At 67.6% G+C, this 19,402-nt stretch carries 19 protein-coding genes; 3 read left to right on the top strand and 16 right to left on the bottom strand.

Going from position 1 to position 19,402, the window contains the following annotated elements; genetic code table 11:
• Positions 1-2: 2 nt before the first annotated feature.
• Both IPI67_16070 and IPI67_16065 read right to left on the bottom strand, forming a co-directional pair.
• Complete coding sequence (locus IPI67_16070) at positions 3-686, bottom strand: 50S ribosomal protein L25 (protein MBK7581712.1); 684 nt, start codon at positions 684-686, stop codon at positions 3-5.
• A gap of 26 nt (positions 687-712) precedes the next feature.
• Complete coding sequence (locus IPI67_16065) at positions 713-1,660, bottom strand: ribose-phosphate pyrophosphokinase (protein ID MBK7581711.1); 948 nt, start codon at positions 1,658-1,660, stop codon at positions 713-715.
• A 216-nt stretch (positions 1,661-1,876) separates the two neighbouring features.
• On the opposite strand from IPI67_16065, the gene IPI67_16060 reads away from it, so the two are divergent.
• Entirely contained in the window at positions 1,877-2,080 is a 204-nt protein-coding gene (locus IPI67_16060; GenBank protein MBK7581710.1) for a hypothetical protein, read from the top strand.
• A 19-nt stretch (positions 2,081-2,099) separates the two neighbouring features.
• Here IPI67_16060 and IPI67_16055 read toward each other — a convergent pair whose 3' ends face one another.
• The 12 genes from IPI67_16055 to gatB form a co-directional block, all read right to left on the bottom strand.
• Entirely contained in the window at positions 2,100-3,581 is a 1,482-nt protein-coding gene (locus tag IPI67_16055) for a protein kinase (protein ID MBK7581709.1), read from the bottom strand.
• A gap of 2 nt (positions 3,582-3,583) precedes the next feature.
• Complete coding sequence (locus tag IPI67_16050; protein MBK7581708.1) at positions 3,584-4,582, bottom strand: hypothetical protein; 999 nt, start codon at positions 4,580-4,582, stop codon at positions 3,584-3,586.
• A 223-nt stretch (positions 4,583-4,805) separates the two neighbouring features.
• Positions 4,806-6,203: a 2-oxo acid dehydrogenase subunit E2 gene (locus IPI67_16045; GenBank protein MBK7581707.1), complete on the bottom strand. Its 1,398-nt coding sequence runs from the start codon at positions 6,201-6,203 to the stop codon at positions 4,806-4,808.
• A gap of 17 nt (positions 6,204-6,220) precedes the next feature.
• Positions 6,221-7,198: an alpha-ketoacid dehydrogenase subunit beta gene (locus IPI67_16040; GenBank protein ID MBK7581706.1), complete on the bottom strand. Its 978-nt coding sequence runs from the start codon at positions 7,196-7,198 to the stop codon at positions 6,221-6,223.
• Positions 7,199-7,217: 19 nt separating this feature from the next.
• Positions 7,218-8,348, bottom strand: a complete 1,131-nt coding sequence (locus tag IPI67_16035; protein MBK7581705.1) for a thiamine pyrophosphate-dependent dehydrogenase E1 component subunit alpha — start codon at positions 8,346-8,348, stop codon at positions 7,218-7,220.
• A gap of 185 nt (positions 8,349-8,533) precedes the next feature.
• Complete coding sequence (locus IPI67_16030; GenBank protein ID MBK7581704.1) at positions 8,534-9,343, bottom strand: hypothetical protein; 810 nt, start codon at positions 9,341-9,343, stop codon at positions 8,534-8,536.
• A complete protein-coding gene (locus IPI67_16025) occupies positions 9,343-9,903 on the bottom strand; it encodes a tellurite resistance TerB family protein (GenBank protein MBK7581703.1) in 561 nt (186 codons plus the stop codon). The genes IPI67_16030 and IPI67_16025 overlap by 1 nt, the downstream gene beginning before the upstream one ends.
• A 42-nt stretch (positions 9,904-9,945) precedes the next feature.
• Complete coding sequence (lipA, locus tag IPI67_16020; protein MBK7581702.1) at positions 9,946-10,938, bottom strand: lipoyl synthase; 993 nt, start codon at positions 10,936-10,938, stop codon at positions 9,946-9,948.
• A 108-nt stretch (positions 10,939-11,046) separates the two neighbouring features.
• Entirely contained in the window at positions 11,047-11,379 is a 333-nt protein-coding gene (locus IPI67_16015; GenBank protein MBK7581701.1) for a hypothetical protein, read from the bottom strand.
• Positions 11,376-11,960, bottom strand: coding sequence for a VWA domain-containing protein (locus IPI67_16010; protein ID MBK7581700.1), 585 nt, complete (start codon positions 11,958-11,960; stop codon positions 11,376-11,378). The genes IPI67_16015 and IPI67_16010 overlap by 4 nt, the downstream gene beginning before the upstream one ends.
• Before the next feature lie 312 nt (positions 11,961-12,272).
• Positions 12,273-13,325, bottom strand: a complete 1,053-nt coding sequence (gene mtnA / locus IPI67_16005; protein ID MBK7581699.1) for an S-methyl-5-thioribose-1-phosphate isomerase — start codon at positions 13,323-13,325, stop codon at positions 12,273-12,275.
• Positions 13,326-15,119 (bottom strand): Asp-tRNA(Asn)/Glu-tRNA(Gln) amidotransferase subunit GatB, encoded by a 1,794-nt coding sequence (gene gatB, locus IPI67_16000; protein MBK7581698.1) that lies wholly within the window; start codon positions 15,117-15,119, stop codon positions 13,326-13,328. It abuts the gene before it with no gap.
• Positions 15,120-15,159: 40 nt separating this feature from the next.
• On the opposite strand from gatB, the gene IPI67_15995 reads away from it, so the two are divergent.
• The gene (locus tag IPI67_15995; GenBank protein MBK7581697.1) at positions 15,160-15,780 is read left to right on the top strand and encodes an SUMF1/EgtB/PvdO family nonheme iron enzyme; all 621 of its coding nucleotides are present in this window, start codon (positions 15,160-15,162) and stop codon (positions 15,778-15,780) included.
• A 65-nt stretch (positions 15,781-15,845) separates the two neighbouring features.
• Positions 15,846-17,516, top strand: coding sequence for a hypothetical protein (locus tag IPI67_15990; GenBank protein MBK7581696.1), 1,671 nt, complete (start codon positions 15,846-15,848; stop codon positions 17,514-17,516).
• Between the two features lie 46 nt (positions 17,517-17,562).
• Here IPI67_15990 and IPI67_15985 read toward each other — a convergent pair whose 3' ends face one another.
• Entirely contained in the window at positions 17,563-18,723 is a 1,161-nt protein-coding gene (locus tag IPI67_15985) for a hypothetical protein (protein ID MBK7581695.1), read from the bottom strand.
• Positions 18,724-18,777: 54 nt separating this feature from the next.
• A complete protein-coding gene (locus IPI67_15980; GenBank protein ID MBK7581694.1) occupies positions 18,778-19,362 on the bottom strand; it encodes an NADH-quinone oxidoreductase subunit I in 585 nt (194 codons plus the stop codon).
• Positions 19,363-19,402: the final 40 nt, after the last annotated feature.

The raw sequence follows: 19,402 nt of genomic DNA, 5'->3' as shown, positions 1-19,402 counted from the left end.
GTTCACTTCTTGTCGGCTTTGCCTTCGGGCTTGGCCGCCGCGGCGCCAGCGGCCGGCGCTGCTGCGCCAGCAGCCGGGGCTGCGCCAGCGACTGCTGCCGCCGTGGCCGCGGTCTCCTCTTCGACCACCTTCTTCATGGTGGCGACCGCGGCGACGGTCTGCTCTGCCGGCAGCCGAACGGCAACGCCCGCCGGCAGCGCGAGGGCGCTGACGGGCAGCGACTCGTCGAGTCCGAGCTCGGTGATGTCGTGCACCAGCTTGACGGGGATGTCCTTGGGGAGACAGCGGACCGGCACGCGGCGGAAGACCTGCCGGAGCTCGCCGCCCTCGACCACACCCTTGGACTTGCCGGTCAGCTCGAGGGGCACCTCGACGTCCACGGTCGCGTCCAGTGCGATCTTGAGGAAGTCGGCGTGCAGCAGCGCGCGTGAGACCGGGTGGTACTGATACTCGGTCAAGAGCACGGTGATCTTGCCCTTGCCCTCGACGTCGAGCTCGATGGGCGAGTTCCTGCCCAGGGGCTGCGCGAGCACTCCCACCAGATCCTTGGGCGACAGCGCGATATGGACCGCGGGCTCACCCTTGCCATAGGCGATGGCGGGGATGGAGCCGGCGTTGCGCATACGGCGCGATTCGTTCTTGCCGGACGAGGTGCGGTGGACTGCGGGGATTTTGGCGAGCTGCATGACGACTATTCCTTCGGACCGTGTGCTCACACGAAGAGTGAGCTGACGGAGTCACTGTTGTGGATGCGGCGAATGGCTTCGCCGAGCAGGCGCCCGATGCTGAGCACCCTGATCTTCTTGCACGCGCGGGCCTCGTCCGAGGGCGCGATGGAGTTGGTGACGACCACCTCGGTGAGAGCGGACTCTGAAATTCGCTGAATGGCCGGACCGCTGAAGACTCCGTGGGTTGCACACGCCACCACACTCTTGGCGCCGTGGTCCATGAGCGCCTGGGCGGCGTTGCACAGCGTGCCCGCAGTATCGATGATGTCGTCGATGATGATGCAGTCGAGGTCCTTGACGTCGCCGATGATGTTCATCACCTCACTGACGTTGGCGCGCTCGCGACGTTTGTCCACGATGGCCAGGGACGCGCCGAGGCGCTTGCTGTAGGCCCGCGCACGCTCGACTCCGCCGGCGTCGGGCGAGACGACCACGGCGTTCTCGTCGAACCGATGTTTGAAGTAGTCCTCGAGAAAGACCGGGAGCGCATACAGGTGGTCGAAGGGGATGTTGAAGAACCCCTGGATCTGGCCGGCGTGCAGATCGGCGCAGACCACCCGGTTCACACCGGCGGTCACCAGCACGTCCGCCACCAGCTTGCTGGTGATGGGGGTGCGCGGAGCGACCTTGCGGTCCTGACGAGCGTATCCGTAATAGGGGATCACGGCGGTGATCGAGGCCGCTGATGCCCGGCGGAGCGCGTCGCACAGGATCAACAGCTCCATCACGTTGTCGTTCACCGGTGAGCTCGTCGGCTGCACCACGTAGGTGTCGAGCCCGCGGACGTTCTCGCGCACCTCGCAGAACGTCTCCCCGTCGCTGAAGCGCGAAACACGGGCTTCGCCCAGCGGCGAACCCAAGACCTGTGCGATCTCGTGCGCCAGTTCGGGATTCGCGTTCCCGGTGAAGATGCAAATTCGCTTGACGGCCACGGCTCGCACCCGCCCGCTAACCCCGCGAAAGGACGAACAAACCCTGCGCCGGGAAATAAGGGGTGGCGAGAACTAGCAGCCAAGCCATCCCCTGTCAACGGAGCGGGATTTCTGGCCCATTTGGCAGCCTGACCCGGGCGCTCACACAGGGCCGGACGCCTGCCGGGCAAGCGCCGAGTGGTTGACACCCGCGCAGCCGCTCCAATCTTGCCGGGCATGAGCAAGCCTGGCACCGCAGCGGTGCTGTCCTTCGTGATCCCGGGCGTCGGCCAGTTCTACAACGGCAAGTTCCTCCGGGGTCTGTTCTGGCTCATCGTCACACCCGGCCTATGGATCGGCAGCGGCGGCTTCTTCGGTTGGCTCTGCCACATCGCCGCGGCGTACACCGCATACTCCTGGGCCAAGAGCCACCCCGTCTGAGACCTGTCCACGCCGAGGGTCAGCGGTACGGGTTGCTCGGGAGCTCTTCGCCAGGGCCCGGCGCGTGCGAGGGGTTGGCCGGCTTCTGGCTCACGGCGGGCGTTGGCTTCTTGGACACGGGCGCCTGAGAAGCGCTCGGCAACGGGGTTGCCGACGGCGCCAGCTCCGCGCTCGCCGGTGGCGCGGCCGTGCCCGCGGCCGACGGCTCGGGAGGGGCCACGGGGCTCGTTACGGTCGGCTGCGGAGCGGCACCTTGGGTCACCTCGACGTGGCTCGAGCGGCCGAGGAAGAACACTCCGACGCCGAGCACGAGCGCGACCGCCACGCCGATGCCCACGAAGAGCGCAGTACGCCCCGGGCGCGGCGGGGGAGCAACGAGAGTGACGTGACTCAGGGAGCGGGGTTCGGCAAGCGTCATGTCCCCCCCCGGCACGAACATGGCGGCGCTCGACACACTGGACGAGATGGGTCCGTATCCGAGACCCGAGATCTGACTCGGCTCACTGCGAGCCAGCCAGGCTCGTACGGCATCCCGCTGCTGGGCAATCTCGTCACCGATCACGCTGGCCACGTAGGCAGCGAGCTCTTTGGGCGAGGCCAGCACGCCGGCTCGGCTCGCGACGCGTTCGATGGCGTCGGCAAACTGCGCCGCCGTGGCAAAACGCTTCTCGCGATCGCGCTCGAGCGCCTTCATCACGACCTCCGACAGCTCGGGGTCCACGTCGGGGCACACGGCTTGCAAGTTCGAGATCGGATCGTTGAGTACCCGCGACAACGTCGCCGCCTCGTTGTCCGCCTTGAACAGGCGGCGTCCGGCCAGCACCTCCCAGAGCACGATGCCCGACGCAAAAACATCAGCGCGGCGATCGATGTCGGCCTGCCCGAGCGCCTGCTCCGGCGCCATGTACGCGATTTTGCCCTTGAGCTGACCGACCCGCGTGCCCGAGAGACGCGTCGCCGCCCGCGCCACGCCGAAGTCGGTGATGCGGCAGACCCCATCGCCCCCAACGAGCACGTTCTGCGGTGACACGTCCCGGTGCACGAGCTCGGTCGGTTGCCCCATCTCGTCCTTCAGCTCGTGCGCCGCGTGCAGCCCAGCCAGCATGTCGAGCACGACGCGCACGACGATCGGGGCGGGAATGCGCTGACCCGAGGTCGCGGCTCGCGCCAACAGCCGCGCCAGCGTATCGCCCTCGATGTACTCCATTGCCAGGTAGTATCCGCGCGGACTGGCGCCAACCTCCAGGATGGGCACCACGTTCGGGTGGTGGATACCCGCCGCCAGCCTCGCCTCGTCGAGGAACATGTCGACGAACTCTTTCTCGGATGCGAGATGCGGGTGCAGCCGCTTGATGGCGACCAGTCGCTGGAACCCTCCGACCCCGGAGAGGCGCGCGAGGAACACCGTGGCCATGCCGCCGGAGGCGATCTCGGCGACCAGCTCGTAACGATCGACGATCTGCCGGCCTTCGCTGTCGACGTCGATCAACCGGGCGGCCATGCTCAGAAGCTCCCTCGGGCGCCGACGGACGCGCCACGACCGACCTCGACGAAGGGCGAAATGCCAGCGGACTTCTTGTCGGCCTTGCCGGACCAGTCGGTGAAAAACGCTCCAATCACGCCGCTGACAACCCCGACGCCCGCAGTGACACCGAGCAGCAGGTTGGTGCGATTCTGTCGATCCAGACCGTCCTGATACGCCGGGCAGCTCGTGCCTTGCCCCGCGCATTGCTCTCGGACCTTGTCCTTGCCCGGGTTGTTCTGGGTGTCGATGCCGCTCCAGATCGTCAAGCCACCGGCCACGGCCGTGAGACCGGCGCCGACGAAGAACACCAGCGGGGGAAGCCCGCCTTTTGCCTCCGCGCCCGCATCACCCGCCGGCGCCGGCGCCGGACCTGGTGCGACCGCCGAAGCGGGTCGGGGCTTCGCCTGAGCCGGCGTGGCGTCCTCGGGTTTGGGCTCCGGCGGCGCCTCGAACGACAGCTCGCCACTGCCGCCCTTGGTTGCCTCGAGCGATGAGCTTCGGGTGCGACCGCCAGACCAGCTTGCGTTGACCTGCGTGGTGCCCGGCGCCAGAAACACCGTGCGCTCCGTCGAAGCGACGCCGTGAACCAGCTTGGTGCCGAGGACCAGATCGCAGGCGGGGCTGCACTTGACCGTGAGTGAATGGAGCTCAGCTCGCCCCCGCTTCAGTACCGACTCAGCCAGCTTGACGAGCGCTGTTTCCTTGGGGTGGCGCCGGAGCGCGAGGGCAGCGAGCATCGCGGCGCGATCGAGCTGACTGGCCTTGTCACGCGAGCGGAGCGCGAGCTCGAGCGTGACCGCGCTCGGCGCACGGCTGTCCGCCATTTCGAAGTGTTCGGACGCCTCGACCCACTTCTTCTTTTTGTAGGACTGTCTGCCGAGGTCGTACTCCGTCCCTGCAACCTTGATGTCCTCGGCGGAGGGACCGGTCTCGGCGTGACCTGAGCGGGCGACCAGCAGGCACAGCCCAGCGGCCACCAGGAAAGCGCTGCATGTTTTTCTCGGCGTGCGCCCCATCACTCGACGTTGAAAGGCTACACCCAAACCCGCAACCCTGCGACAAAGCCCGGCCGGATGTTGCCCCGTGCGCACACTGGACCACATCAAACGCTGGCAACCCAGCCTGATGACCGCCCGCGCGTCCCGGCGTGGTCAGGGGAAAACCGGCTCCCAGACGTGCCAGGCTGCCCGCGCCGACGGTTCAGCTCATTGCGATCAGCAGTCGCTCGGGCTGCTCCAGAAGATCGACGATCTCCCGGGCAAAAGCCGCTCCGACGTGGCCGTCGACGATCCGGTGATCGAAGCTCAAGCTGAGCAACATGACGTCACCGATCACGATCTGATCGTCCTTCACCACGGGTCGGCGCTTCATCTCGTGAACACCGAGGATGGCGACCTCCGGGTAGTTGACGATGGGCGTGGCGAACAGGCCTCCGAGCTTCCCGAGCGAGGTGATGGTGAAGGACGAGCCGCCGAGATCTTCCTTGCGGATCTTGCCCGCGCGAGCGTCCGCGCCCATCCGCTCGAGCTCGCTTCCGATCTCGACGATGCTGAGCCGGTCGGCGTTGCGCAGGACGGGAACGATCAGCCCGGCCTCCGTCGCCGCCGCGATCCCGATGTCGTAGCTGCCCTTCAGCACCATCTCTCCGGCGACGTCGTCGACCAGGCAGTTCAGAGCCGGGTGCCGCTTCAGCGCTGCGACCACGGCCTTCACGATGAACGGCAAGAACGTCAGCTTCACCCCGTCCCGCTCGGCGTACGCCCGCGTGCGTTCCCGCAACGCCTTCAACCCCGTCACGTCGCACTCGTCGACGTAGGTGAAGTGGGCCGCAGTGTGTTTGCTGCGAGCCATGTTGTCGTAGATGCGCTTGCGCATGCCGCGGATCGGGACACGCTGGTCTCCGGCCTGGCGGCTGGGCCCCACAATCTCGGGGCGCTTCACCGGTTGCGCGGGCTCGGCCCGAGGCACCAGTGTCACCGCCTGGTGCACCGATACCTCGGCGGCGGGCATGTGAATCAGCGGGGTCGGCGCCTTGATGCTCACCGCGAAGCGCTCGACGTCCTCCCGGAGCACCCGCCCCACGGGACCGCTCGGCGGGACTCGCTTGAGGTCGACGCCCATCTCCCGCGCGAGCTTGCGCGTGGCCGGCGCGGCCAGCGGTTTGTCGTTGAAGTAACCGCCGTTCTTCGGGCTCACCGCCGCCGCCGCGGGCTTGCGTTGCGCCATCTGGTTCATGCCGGGCAGGTCCTCCCGGATGTCACCCACCGCGGTCGCCGCCGGACCGTCGTCCTTCTTTTGCGCTGGCGCCGGCGCAGCAGCAACCGCGCTCGGCGCGGCAGCGCTCGCGACGGCACCCGCGCCCATCTCGATCACGACCAGCACCTGCCCGACGGGCACGATATCGCCGACCTTGCCGCCGAGGCGGAGGATGCGTCCGGCCTTGGGAGCACCGATGGTGACCGTGGCCTTGTCGGTCATCACCTCGACCATCTCTTGATCCTCGCGGACCGCGTCGCCCTCGTTGACGAGCCAGTTGACGATCTCTCCCTCGGTGACGCCTTCGCCGATGTCGGGGAGCTTGAACTCGAAGTTACTCATACGCTTCAGCTCCGATTTCAGGCGGCGCGTGCCGTCTCCAAGAGGGCGGGCAGGATGCGGTGGGAGAGCGGCAGGTACTCCATCTCGAGGGTGTACGGGAACGGAGTGTCGTAGCCGGTCACGCGCGCGGGCGGCGCTTCCAGGTGGTAAAACGCCTTTTCGATCACCAAGCTCAAGAGCTCCGAACCGAAGCCGCAGGTGCGCGGCGCCTCGTGAACGATCACCAGGCGGCCGGTCTTCTTGACGCTCGTGATGATGGTCTCGATGTCGACCGGCCACAGCGTGCGGAGATCCAAGACCTCGGCGTCGACGCCCTGTTCGGCGGCCTTCTGCGCCGCGTCGAGCGCTTCGTACAGCATGGCGCCGTAGGCGATGACCGTGACCTGGCTGCCCTCGCGCACGATGGCGGCGCTCTCGAGCGGGACCGTGTACTCGCCCTCGGGAACATCTCCCTTCGCTGCTCGGTACACGCGCTTGGGCTCGAAGAAGAGCACCGGATCTGGGTCGGCGATCGACGCCAGCAAGAGCCCCTTGGCGTCGTAGGGATTCGACGGGCAGACCACCTTGAGGCCTGCCACGTGGATGAACTGCGCCTCGGGGTGCTGGGAGTGGTAGTGGCCGCCGCGGATCCCGCCGCCGACCGGGGTTCGGATCACCATCTTCGAGGTATATTCGCCGCCGGAACGATAGCGGTACTTGGCGACCTCGCTCACGATCTGGTCGTAGGCGGGCCAGATGAAATCCGAGAACTGGATCTCGGGCACGGGGATCATGCCGTACAGGGCCATGCCGCAGGCGGCGCCGATGATGCCACCCTCGCTGAGCGGCGTGTCGACCACGCGGCTATCACCGAACTCGTCGTACAAGCCGCTGGTCACGCGGAAGACTCCGCCGACCTTACCGACGTCTTCACCCATCACCACCACACGCTCGTCCTTGCGCATCGCGATGCGCAGCGCGTCGTTGATGGCTTGAACCATGTTCATCGTAGTCATCGCGCTTCTCTTCCTCTAGTCAGTGGTGCGCGCTCGGAGCGCGGGGGCCTTCGAGCAGCGCGTCTTGCTGCTCTTTCAGGTGCCAGGGCAGCTTTTCGTACACCCCCTCGAACATCGTCTCGAGTGCGGGCGGTGCGGTCTTCTCCGCGGTGTCGATGGCGGCCTTGATGCGCTCGTCGATCTCGCCTCGCATCTTCTGCTCTTCCGCGTCGCTATACAGGCCCTGCCTCTCCAGATAGCGCTTGAGGCGCCCGAGCGGATCTTTGTCCGCCCAGGGGTCGAGCAGGCTCTTGTCCCGGTAACGCGTCGGGTCGTCGCTGGTCGAGTGCCCGCTCATCCGGTACGTGATGGCCTCGATCAGCGTGGACCCCTCGCCTGCCGCCGCTCGACTCACGGCGTCGCGGGTGACGGCGATGACCGCAAACAGGTCGTTGCCATCGACGCGCAGCGATGGAACGCCGTACGCAACACCCTTCTCAGCGAAGGTCTGACTGGCGGTCTGACGCTCCGTCGGCACGCTGATGGCCCAGCCGTTGTTGCGGCACAAGAACACCGTCGGCGTCTTGAAGACACCCGCGAAATTCAGGCCGTTGTGGAACTCGTTCGAGCTGGTTGCGCCCTCACCGAAGTAGACGAGCGCCGCCAGATCTTTCTTCTGGATCTTGGCTGCCCAAGCGAACCCCACGGCCTGGGTGATCTGAGTGCCGATGGGTGAGCTCACGCTGCCGAACTGGGCATCGCGACAGGTGTAGTGGTCGGGCATCTGGCGGCCGAGCACCGGATCGTTCGCGTTACCGAACATGTTGTCCATGTAACGCTGCAGCGGCATGCCGCGGAGCAGCGCGGCGCCGAACTCGCGGTAACAGGGGAACAGCCAATCTTGTTTGCGCATGGCGTGCGCAGAACCGATGATCGATGCCTCTTCACCCAGTGAACCGATGTGAAAGCCGATGCGGCCCTGGCGCTGAAGCGTCACGAGGCGCTCGTCCACGAGCCGCGTCAGCACCATGTGCCGGTAGAGATGAATGGCCTCTTCCGCCGAGACTCCCGCCTCGCTGTCCGCCTGCAGGCTTCCGTCGGGGCGCAGCACTCGCACGACGTCGTCGGCGTGTTCGGCCTGCTCGTAGATGCTCTCTGCTGCTGAAGTCATCGTGCTCCGAAGCGCCCGCGGGATGCGGCTCCGCCGAAGGGGCCGGGCACTCGCTGTGCCGGCTCGGGGCGCCGAGGGAGCGTAGACCAAGCGCGGGGCTCACCAAAGGGCGGAGAGCGCAACGCTGCAAATCTGTAAAACGGCCGACAAAATTCCGCTCGCGGAGCGCAACGCGGCGCGTCAGATCAGAGCTCTTCGCCGTGCTCGTGGACCAGCACGCCGAGCTGTCGCGCCATCACCACCGGACCCAGGAGTCCGACGCTGCGAATCAGCAATCCACCGAGCACGGGGACCTCGCCGAGCAATCGCGCGACGACCCAGGTCAGGGCAGCCCCGGTCGCGAGACTGAGGCAGAGAAATGCCAGCGTGATCAGGTAGGGCAGCGGGATGCGGAAGATCAGCTGCACCGCTGGCACTGGGTACAAAGGTGAGAGGCAGCCGTCGCCGTGCGCCGCGATGATCATGCCCGCCGGTAGGTAGAGGACTCCCAGCGCCGCGGCCGCGATGACCAGCGGGGCACCGGCCGCCCATCCCATGCCAATCAGCACCGCCAGCGCCGGCGCAAAGGCCACCAGGAACGTCAGCAGGTAGCGCACCAAGGGTCCCATCCAGACCGACAGGCCCCCGGCGATGTCGGTGTCCACCGCGAGATCGTCGCGTCCCTCTGCGCTCGCGCGCAGCACCATGAAGATGTACCCGATCACCAGGGTCGCCGACAGGAGCCCGCCGATCAGCGGCACGAAGCGCAGGAAGCCCGACACGAGCGCCGTCACAGCGAGCGAGAACGCGACCGCCGGCCGAGCGGGGTAGACGAACGCACGCAACAGCTCCGCCGAGAGCGGGCGCGTGACCCGCTGCGCCTCCTTGCGCAGCGCGCCACCGCAGCTGGCGCACACGGCGATGGCCGCCTGGGCCGGCCCCGCCAGGCGGGTCTCGTGCGGCGCGCGGTAGACCTGGCAGTGCTCGCAAAACAGCTGAACGATGCCGGTGCTCACTAGCCGGAAGCGCCTTCGCCTTCCGCCAGCGCACGCGCCAGCGCCGAGTCATCCAGGCCGAAGGCGCGTTGCAACTTGACCAGCACCTCGCGCTCGACGTCACTCACGCCGCCGGAGACGTGGGCGAGGAGCGCGGCGACCCGCAGCACCTCCTGCTGATGCTCGACCTTGGCAATCGTGCGCGCGACCATGGCGATGCGTTTGTCGATGCCGTCTTCTTCCATCAGGTCGCGCAGGTCTTCGATCAGCGCGTGGACCTGCCCCTCGGCCACGGTCCCCTGACACGCGGTCACGACCACTTGCTCGAACACCGCCCGCTCCGTCTGGTCGAAGTCCCCATCGGCGTTGGCGACCAGGTAGGCGCTCTCGACGACGGCCTCGAACAGCGCTGCGGCCTCTGGGTCGAAGCCCGTCGGCTGGGTCACGTCGTCGGTGGTGGGCTTGCTCCCAAACGACGCCGCGGCGACCGTGAGGATGGACCCCTTCTGGCCCGGCTCCGCGTACGACGGCGGTTCGCTGAGCTTGGTCGCCACGCGTCCGAGCAGGCTTTCGTCGGTCATCATCCGGTCCTTTCGAGGCGGGCGAGACTAGCCGAATCCCGCTCAGGCGTCAGCGGGACGTCTGACGAGGCGCGCGCTCGGGACGAATCCCGCCGGAGGCGCTGGATCAGGGGGTTCCACAGTGACTCGGGCCGGAGCGAGCGGGCCGGTCGGCCCGGGACGGAGCCTCGCGAGCACGAAGGCTTCCGCCGCATGGTAGCTCGACCGAACGAGTGGCCCCGACGCAACGTGGGCAAAACCGAGGGTCGCGCCGCGGCTGGCCCACTCGGCGAAGCGTTCGGGCGTCACGTAGCGCGCGACCGCCGTGTGTTTTTCGCTGGGTCGCAGGTACTGGCCCAGCGTGACGACATCCACACCCGCCGCCCTCAGGTCTTCGAGCGTCTCGTCGACCTCGGCGTCGGTCTCGCCGATGCCCACCATCACGGAGCTCTTCACGAATCGCTCCGGATGCCGAACCTTGGCGTAGCGCAAGACCTCCAGCGAGCGCTCGTAGCCCGAGCGTTGATCCCGGATCAGCGGCGTCAACCGACGCACGACCTCGACGTTGTGCGCGAACACGTCCGGGGCGGCATCGAGCACGACGTCCAGATCGCGGGTGCGGCCGCCAAAGTCTCCGACCAGGGTCTCGACCAGCAAACTGGGTTGATGGCGCCGCAGTGCGTGCACGGTCTCTGCAACGTGCTGCGCGCCACCGTCGAGCAGATCATCGCGATCCACCATGGTCAAGACCACGTAGCGAAGACCGATGCTCGCAAGGGCCCTGCCCACGTGCTCGGGCTCCCGCGGGTCCACAGCGCCGCGCGGGTTGCCCGTGGTCACCGCACAGAAGCGACAACCCCGAGTGCAGGTGTGGCCGAGGATCATCACGGTGGCAGTCCCGGCGCCCCAACACTCGCCGACGTTCGGGCAGCGCGCCTCCTCACAAACGGTGTTCAGCTCCAGCTTGCGGAAGGTCTGTTTCAACGCCGTGTAACGCTCGCCGCCCGGCGCCTTGACCTTCAGCCACGCCGGCTTCGGATCGCGCCGCCCAAGCATCGGGACCGCAGGTTTTTCGGGTTCGGAGCTCACAGCTTGCCGGAATCTAGGACCAGCCGCCCCGGCTGCAAAGTGCGCCGGGGGTGATCAGGCGTCACAGCGCGCATTTCACTTGGGAGTGGGATACGGCTTGCAATAGGTGTCCTTGACGGCGGCGGGGATGGCAGCGGATAGAGAGACCCCGCCGCTCAGCACACTGTCGAGCTCGTACACACCGCCGCCGGTCGCGTCCGGCACCGTCGGGCTGCCGGCGACCGGCGCAAACCAGCCGCCGCTGACGTCGTCGCTCTCGAGCGGACCGCCGAGCTTCGAGGCGAAGGAGAAGACCCGAACCTGCTCGTCTTGCAGCGCCTTCACGGTCTCCGGGTAGTTGTGCAGCACTTGCACACCGTTGAACGTCGTCGGCCCCTGCACGAAGGTGTCGTCCGTCGTGTGGATCACGATGCGCAGCGTGCTCGACTTCGGCCGCCAGGCGAACTCCTTCGCTGCGCGATACAAACCGTCGAGGCTGTTCTCCGGGTAGGTCGTGTTGGAGTTTCCCCCGCGGTCTGCTGGTTGCTCGAGGTGAAGCTGGCCCACGACTGAAAATCGGTCTTGAGAGCCGCCACATCCGAGTACGGCTGGGAGGAGTTCGCGAACAGCGTGTCGTCCACGAACACGACCAGGCCGTAGTGCGGAGGCTGCTTGAGGTTCAGGGTCTGGACGGCCTTGTCCACGGCCTCGATCTCTCCGGCCAGCTTGCTCAGGAACGCGCCCATGCTCGTCGACACGTCCATCACGAACACGATGTCGACCGCCTGGTCACAAACACCAGTCGTGCCACCGCTCGAGCCGGCCGCGCCGCCGCTGCCACCTCCGCCAACGTTGAGCGAGCCGCCGCTGCCGCCAATCGCGAGGCCGCCGCTGCCCCCTGCTCCCGCGCCACCTTGACCGCCGCCTCCGTCGTTCGCGCTGCACGCCGCGAGCAAGAAGCAGAGCGAGAGACCGAGCGCTGAACCTGGATTTCGGAGCGGACGCCGCATGCTGCACCTCGAAGCGACGCCCGAAGCGGGGCAAGGGCTCGCGAAGGGAAGCGTTTCCCACCCCGCGCGCCTGGTCAAGCTGGCGGCCCAACCGGCCTAGAACACCGATCAGCTTGCGCTGCTCGTGTTCTAGGACCTTTACGTTGGGGCTACGCCCTAAACCCCCGGCCTTCGGCCGTGCGCGCTCCGCACGCGAGCGCCGAACACCTTGCAAGTCCCGGAAAACAAACGACGTTCAACCTGTTCGGCGCTCTAGGTGACGGACACCGGGCGGGCTCGCTCCGCCCGGCTGCGGTACCCCTTCGCGCGGCCTCAGGCGCCGCCGGCGAGCCGCGTCACGCTGCTCTCATTCACCGGATCGATCACACCCCGCTCGGTGAAAATGGCGTTCACCAGCCGCGCCGGTGTCACGTCGAACGCGGGGTTTCGCGCGCCAACACCCTCCGGCGCGATGCGCCGCCCACCGAAGTGGGTGATCTCGGTCGGGCTGCGCTCTTCGATGGGGATCGACTCGCCTGTCGCGCAATCCACGTCGACCGTCGACCAGGGCGCGGCGACGTAGAAGGGGCGCTCGTGGGCACGGGACAGGCAGGCGACCGAATAGGTGCCGATCTTGTTGGCGACGTCGCCGTTGCGAGCAATGCGGTCGGCGCCGACGACGCTGAGGTCGATGGCGTTCTGGGCGAAGAACCAGCCCGCCATCCCGTCGGTGAGGATCTCGACCGGGATGCCATCCTGGTGCAGCTCCCACGCCGTCAGGCGCAGGCCCTGTAGATACGGCCGGGTCTCGTCGGCGAGCACCCGCACGCGTTTGCCCGCACCCACGGCTGCGCGAATGACACCGAGCGCGGAGCCGTACCCCCCGGTCGCCAGGGCGCCGGCGTTGCAGTGGGTGAGGATGGTTGCGCCATCAGGCACACGTTCTGCGCCGAGCGCGCCGAGCTTGCGATTGGCGGCCACGTCGTCGCGGTGCAGCGTCCGGGCTTCGGCCGCGAGCATGGCGACATCGACGCGACCGAATGCCTGCGCTGCGGACAGCATGCGATCCACCGCCCACATCAGGTTGACCGCCGTGGGTCGCGCGCTGCGGATCTCGAGCGCCAGCGCGCCGAGCTCGTCCAGGCTCTTTGCCTGGCGCGCCGCCAGCACGACGCCGTACGCGGCAGCGACACCGATCGCGGGCGCCCCGCGCACGACCATGTCGCGGATCCCTCGGGCGACCTCGCTCGACGAGCGCAGCCGTTCGTAGATCTCCTCGGTCGGGAGGCGACGCTGGTCCAGCATCAGGACCGCCGCGTTGTCCTCGGCCAGCTCGACGGCCGAGTAACTGGCGCCGGAAATCGGGTGTTTGTGGTCGATGGGCATCTAACTCGTCGGTCCTTGAAGCAGTCTGTCGAAGAGCTGGCTCACGAGCTGAGGGTCCGCGGCGCCGCCCGTGGCCTTCATCACCTGGCCCACGAAAAAACCCAGCATGCCTTTCTTCCCGGCGCGGACCTGCTCCGCTTGTTTCGGGTTGTCGGCGATCAGACGCTGGCAGATGGGCAAGAGCTGGCTCTCGTCGGCAACGACGGCGAGCCCGCGCGCCTGAACGACATCGACAGGCATGTCCGCGCTGCCGGAGATGGCGGCAAACACCTCCTTGGCCTGTTTGCCGCTGATCTTCCGGGCGTCGATCAGGCCGAGTAACTCGGCGACCTGGGCCGGCGAGACGCTGAACGACGCCTGGAGCCCATGCAGCTTCGCGTCTCGCAGGACCTCGGTCTGGATGAAGTTCGCAGCCTTCACGGCATCCGGGTAGCCGAGCAGCGTCTGTTCGAAGAAGCGCCCAGTCGCGGGGTGCCCAGTCAAGACGAGCGCGGTCTGCGCGCTCAGACCCAGCTCGGTTTGATAGCGCGCGCGCTTGGCCGCGGGTAACTCCGGCAAGTCGGCGAGGGCCGCGGCGCGAAGCGCGTCATCGACGCCGAGCGGCGGCAGATCCGGGTCGGGAAAATAGCGATAGTCGTGGGCCTCTTCCTTGGAGCGCAGCGAGTAGGTGCGGCCGGCGTCCGCGTCGAAGCCCCGCGTCTCCTGGATGACACGACCGCCCGCTGCGAGGACCGAGATCTGCCGGGAGATCTCCAGCTCGATGGCGCGCTGCACGAAGCGAAAGCTGTTCACGTTCTTGATCTCGGTGCGCGTACCGAGCGTGGAAGTACCCACAGGCCGCACCGAGACGTTTGCATCGCAGCGAAAGCTGCCCTCCTCGAGGTTGCCGTCGTTGACTCCGAGCGCGACTAGCACGTCGCGCAGCGCCCGCAGGTACGCGGCGGCCTCGGCCGCGCTCCCGAGGTCCGGCTCGCCGACGATCTCCATCAGGGGTGTACCGGCGCGGTTCAGGTCCACGAGCGAGTCGCCGCCGACCCCATGCACGTTCTTGCCGGCGTCCTCTTCCATGTGGATGCGCGTGAGCCGCGCGCGCTTCACCCGGCCGTCGAGCTCGAGGTCCAGATGGCCGCCGGTGGCGAGCGGGCGCTCGAACTGGCTGATCTGGTAACCCTTCGGTAGATCCGGATAGAAGTAGTTCTTCCGGGCAAAGATGCTCCGCTCGTGCACGGTGCAGCCGAGGGCCGTCGCCGCGCGCACCGCCAGCTCGACGGCGCGGCGATTGATCACCGGCAGGGAGCCGGGCAGACCCAGACATACGGGGCACACGTTCTGGTTCGGAGTTTCGCCAAAACGCGTAGCGCAGCCGCAGAAGAGCTTGGTCTCCGTGAGCAGCTGGGCGTGGACCTCGAGTCCAATGACGGGCTCGTATTCCGACGTCACGAGGCGCCCGGTACCACGGCGCTCTGCCCGGGAAAACTCCGCGATGATGCGCGGCGCGGCGCGAGCTGATAGGCTTGGTCGCGTGCGGGTTCTCGGAGTCCTGGTGATCGCCGGTCCGTTGGCGCTGTTCGGCGCCTGTTCGTCGTCGACCACGAACGACGCGCAAGGCAGCGGCGGGAGCGGGACCGGCGGTGCGAACACGGGCGGTGCGAGTACCGGCGGCGCGAGCACCGGTGGCAATACGACCGGGGGCAACCCGAACGGCGGCGGCGCGGGAGTTGGCGGCGCGACGGGCGCAGGGGGAATCAGCTTCGATGCGGGGTTTTCCTGTCCCGCGGGAGGGACCGGGCCCATTCTGCTTCCCGTCGGGAATTTCTGCGTCGACGAGACGGAAGTGACGCAGGCCCAGTACGCCAAGTTCTTGGAGGAGCAGAAGGTGGTGGTGACCCCGACGGGGCTCAGCGCCTGCGGCACGGATTACTCGCTCGACACCGGGGCCGGCTGCCCGGATCTGAGCGCGGGCAACGATCTCGACTTTCCGGTGCGCTGCGTCAACTGGTGCAGCGCCTATGCGTACTGCAAATGGGCAGGCAAGAGACTGTGCGGCGCCATCCCGACCGGCCCGTCTGGCGACGGCAACGAGGCCAAAGCATCCGTAAACCAATGGTTCGCCGCCTGTGCCGGGCCGACCGCCCTCGACGATTATTCCTACGGCCCGAGCTACGAACCTAAACGATGTGCGGACGTGCCCGCGCTGGGAGCCGTGGGTGTCAAAACCAAAGACAAGTGCGTGAGTTTCAGCAGTGGAGCGTTCGGGATGAGTGGCAACGTCCGGGAGTGGGAAGACTCCTGCTCGGGCTCTTCTGTGGCGACTGCGCCGTGCCGCACGCGGGGTGGTTCATACAACGAGGCCGAGGGCAACCTGAAGTGCAGCTCGTGGCTGTCCGAGCCCCGTGACAAGCAAGCGCCTGAAATCGGCTTCCGTTGCTGCTGGGATCCGAGCGTCAAACCTTGACCGCGGCGCAGCGGCCACCGAGCCGCAGTACACGCCGCCCGCTCGCTTCGCTCCGCCATCCAGGAATGAATCCGCTTCGCACCGCCACGACCTTCCTCGCAGGCGCACTGCTCGCGGCCTGCGTCGCGTGCTCGAGTGACGACAGCAGCTCCGCCGGAGCGGGCGGTGGCGCGGGCGGAGCCGGCGGCGCGGGCGGAAGCGGCGGCGCGGGCGGATCGAGCGCCGGGAGCGGAGGCGCCGGAGCGGCCGCGGGAGCCGGAGGCACAGGTGGAAGCGCAGCAGCTAGCGGAGGCGGCGGGAGCGGGGGCACGGGCGGTGCAACCTGCGACGGCGGCCTGTGTTCGCTACCGTGTGTCGTCGAAGACTGCAGCTCCGGTCCTTGCTCCCCCAAGTTCGACGTCGATGCCTGCGACTACACGGTCGCGACGGACCCCAAGCGAAGGATCGGCTTGTACGCTTGGGGCTTCGCTCCCGCCCCTGCAAAGGGCGCCGAGCTCTTGTCGTGGGGCGCGGATCGAGTTGCGGAGGCCGGAAGTCGGGCCATCCGCGTGTATCTGGGCCCCGCCAACAGCTACGGCGTGAACCCGTCGGGCAATTTCACGCTGCTCGCCGCCGCCAAGAGCCCGGCCTACGCCAAGCTGTTCGGCGACCCCCGCTTCGACACCATCTGGATCACCGCGTACAGCGTCGCGGACAACGCCATCACGTTCGTCGACGGCTACGACAGCACGGAGATCGCCGCCGAGCGCGCCGAGATCGCCGCGCTCGGGCAGCACTTGCTCGCGACGCATCCCGGCAAGACCTTCGTGATCTCCAACTGGGAGGGCGACAATCAGCTGACGGGGCAGGTCAGTGATCTTGCGTGGCAAGGGTTCACCGACTGGATCAGCTCCCGCGCTGCGGGGGTCGCTGACGCCGTGCTCGCGTCACCCGCAAGCAGCAGTCGGCTCTACTCCGCCCTCGAGTTCAACCGCATCGCCAAGTGCGGCGCCGAGCGCTGTGTGATCAGCCATGTCGCCCCCAAGGTCGCGGTGGGGTTCTACGCCTACTCGTCCTACGAATCGATCAATCAGGACGACGCGGCAGCGGTTGGACCGAACCTGAAACAAGGCCTCAGCGCCGCGCTCGCCTTCGTCCAGGCCACCCGTCCCAAGGTGGGCAAAGAGCGCTTTGTGGTCGGGGAGCTGGGGTTCGCTCGCGAGGTTCCATACCTGGGCGAGTGTGAGGCCGCGTCCCGCGCCATGCTGGCCGTCGACGCCCTGCAGACCTGGGGCGCGGCCGGGGCGTTCTGGTGGCAGATCGCGGACAACCCGCTCGAGTTTGGCTTCTGGGCGGGTTTTGGTCTGCTCAAGAACAACGGCTCGAAGAGCCGAACCCACGCAGCGTTCAGCGCGCTGTATGCAACCGGTGTCCCCGGAGCGCCGAGCACGCTGGGGTGTCCGCGCATCAACAGCGGCGGCGTCGTGAGCGCCGTCACCCACACCGCGGTCATCCACAAAGGAGACGCACTCGAGATCTACGGCACTGGCCTCTCGTCGGGGACCGGAAGCGTGGCGTTCTTGCGGCAGGGCGTGAACGACATGCCCGTCAGCGCGGGCTCACCGGCGTTCTACGAGTCGGCTTCCCAGGTGAACCTGACGCTCCCGAGCGCAGTCAACACCGGCGCCGCCATGCTGTGGCTGCGGCGCGCCGATGGACTCGACACGAACGGGCAGCTGCTAGACGTCTTGCCGTAGTGCCGACGCTCGGCGCGGGTGCGGAACGCAGCGCTGATCCGCGACACTAGTTCGCCGCGCAGGTCACCCGCGTCCCGCTCGAAACGCCACAACCCCCGCAGCTGGTGCTCGTGGTCTGCGAGGTCACGTGGAAACCCGTCGGACACGAGCTGCCGCAGAGGTTGAAGGTGCTGCTCGTGGGCACCGGATTGCAGGTGCGGCGCGCGCCACTCGAAATGCCGCAGCCGCCGCAGCTCGTGCTGCACGACGTGCTCGACGCGTAGTACCCACTCGGGCAGGCATCACACGAGTTGAAGCTCGACCCGCCGATCGGGCTGCAAGACCTCCGAGAACCACTCGAGATCCCACAGCCACCGCAGCTCGTGCTGCACGACGTGCTGGCGGCGTAATAACCCAGAGGACAGCTCTGGCACGAGTTGAACGACGAGCTGCCGAGCTGGCTGCACGAAGAGCGAGCACCACTGGAGATCCCACAGCCGCCGCAGCTCGTGCTGCACGACGTGCTGGCCTCGTAGTATCCCGCCGGGCAACCGCCGCAAGCGTTGAACGAGGAGCTGCACGCCGGGCTGCAACTGGCGCGTGTACCGCTGGGTGAGCCGCAGGTCGACGAACAGCTGGTCGATGCCGGGTAATAGTTCGCCGGGCAGCTGGCACCGCATTGATTGAACGAGCTCGGCGTTGACCCGGCCGCGCATACGCCGCTCTGACACTTCTCGTCCCCGTTGCACCAGAGTGCATCCGCGCAAGACGTGCCGTTCGCCACCGGAACGTTCTGGCACACGCCGCCCACGCAGCTATCGGTCGTGCACACCTTGTTGTCGTTGCAGTCTGTCGGTGAGCCACACTGCGGGGTGCTGCCGCCGCCGCCGGGAGTGCCGCCGCCGCTCGGAGTACCGCCGCCGCCGGGAGTGCCGCCGCCGCTCGGAGTGCCGCCGCTCGGGCTGCCACCACCACCATTCGGGACGCCGCCGGCCCCCCCAAGCGCACCGCCGCCACCCCCCACACCACCGCTGCCCGCCCCCGCGTCAGCGCTGGTTCCACCCGAGGTCGGAAATCCGCCACCGCCTGCGATGCCCTCGATGCTGGCGTCACCGCCGGACGCACCGCCGTCGGGCTCTTGGAGCAGCGCGTCGGCGCCGTCGAACGCAGCGCAGGCGTACGCCAGCGCGCATCCACCGATCACCGCCCAGACCGCGTTCGCTCGCACGCATTGATTGTAGATCAAACGGACGGCGACGCGACGCCGAGCTGGCGGCGAGCTTCAGTGCCCCTTTTCGCGGTCGACGCCGGGGTGGCCGAGCTCCCCGGGCTCTTTGCGCGGGTTTGCGGTCTCGAACGTGCCATCTCGACCGGGGAAGTTCATCAGCCGCTCGCGCTCGAAGATGAACTGATCTCGCGAGTCGTAGGGCGCGGCGTGCATGCCGCTGTCCATCCGAATGGCGTCGCAAGGACAGGCCTCGACGCAGAACCCGCAGAACACGCAGCGCAACTCGTCGATGACGAAGCGTTTCGGATAGCGCTCGTAACCCCGACGCGGATCCCCCTCCGGGTACTCCCCTGCCTCGATGTGGATGCATTGGGCGGGACACGCCGTCGAACAGCACAGGCAAGCCACACAGCGCGGCGAGCCGTCGGCGCGGTGGGTCAGGCGGTGCAGGCCGCGGAACCGCTCCGGGTAGGGGCGCTTCTGCTCGGGGTAACTGACGCAGTTGATGCCGTCGTCGACGGACTCGAGCACCGGGTCGTTGCGCTGACCCAGCGCCGTCTCCTTCGTATTGACGAAGAAGTGTTTCATCGTGATGGCGAGGCCCTTGGCGATCTCCGGCACGTACGCCTGAACGGCCATACTGCGATCCGGTCGGGGCACGGTCTTGCCGCTGACCCTT

The sequence above is a fragment of the Myxococcales bacterium genome (assembly GCA_016706225.1).
GTDB lineage: Bacteria > Myxococcota_A > Polyangia > Polyangiales > Polyangiaceae > JADJKB01.
The sequence above is the reverse complement of the archived record's forward strand: the minus strand, read 5'-3'. Positions and strand labels throughout refer to the sequence as shown.

Coding starts and splice junctions, on each gene's coding strand:
- IPI67_16070 (MBK7581712.1), bottom strand. CDS start 686: ATGCAGCTCGCCAAAATCCCCGCAGTCCACCGCACCTCGTCCGGCAAG.
- IPI67_16060 (MBK7581710.1), top strand. CDS start 1,877: ATGAGCAAGCCTGGCACCGCAGCGGTGCTGTCCTTCGTGATCCCGGGC.
- IPI67_16055 (MBK7581709.1), bottom strand. CDS start 3,581: ATGGCCGCCCGGTTGATCGACGTCGACAGCGAAGGCCGGCAGATCGTC.
- IPI67_16045 (MBK7581707.1), bottom strand. CDS start 6,203: ATGAGTAACTTCGAGTTCAAGCTCCCCGACATCGGCGAAGGCGTCACC.
- IPI67_16040 (MBK7581706.1), bottom strand. CDS start 7,198: ATGACTACGATGAACATGGTTCAAGCCATCAACGACGCGCTGCGCATC.
- IPI67_16035 (MBK7581705.1), bottom strand. CDS start 8,348: ATGACTTCAGCAGCAGAGAGCATCTACGAGCAGGCCGAACACGCCGAC.
- IPI67_16025 (MBK7581703.1), bottom strand. CDS start 9,903: ATGACCGACGAAAGCCTGCTCGGACGCGTGGCGACCAAGCTCAGCGAA.
- lipA (MBK7581702.1), bottom strand. CDS start 10,938: ATGCTTGGGCGGCGCGATCCGAAGCCGGCGTGGCTGAAGGTCAAGGCG.
- IPI67_16010 (MBK7581700.1), bottom strand. CDS start 11,960: ATGCGGCGTCCGCTCCGAAATCCAGGTTCAGCGCTCGGTCTCTCGCTC.
- mtnA (MBK7581699.1), bottom strand. CDS start 13,325: ATGCCCATCGACCACAAACACCCGATTTCCGGCGCCAGTTACTCGGCC.
- gatB (MBK7581698.1), bottom strand. CDS start 15,119: ATGGGCCCGGTCCCTCCCGCGGGACAGGAAAACCCCGCATCGAAGCTG.
- IPI67_15990 (MBK7581696.1), top strand. CDS start 15,846: ATGAATCCGCTTCGCACCGCCACGACCTTCCTCGCAGGCGCACTGCTC.
- IPI67_15980 (MBK7581694.1), bottom strand. CDS start 19,362: ATGGCCGTTCAGGCGTACGTGCCGGAGATCGCCAAGGGCCTCGCCATC.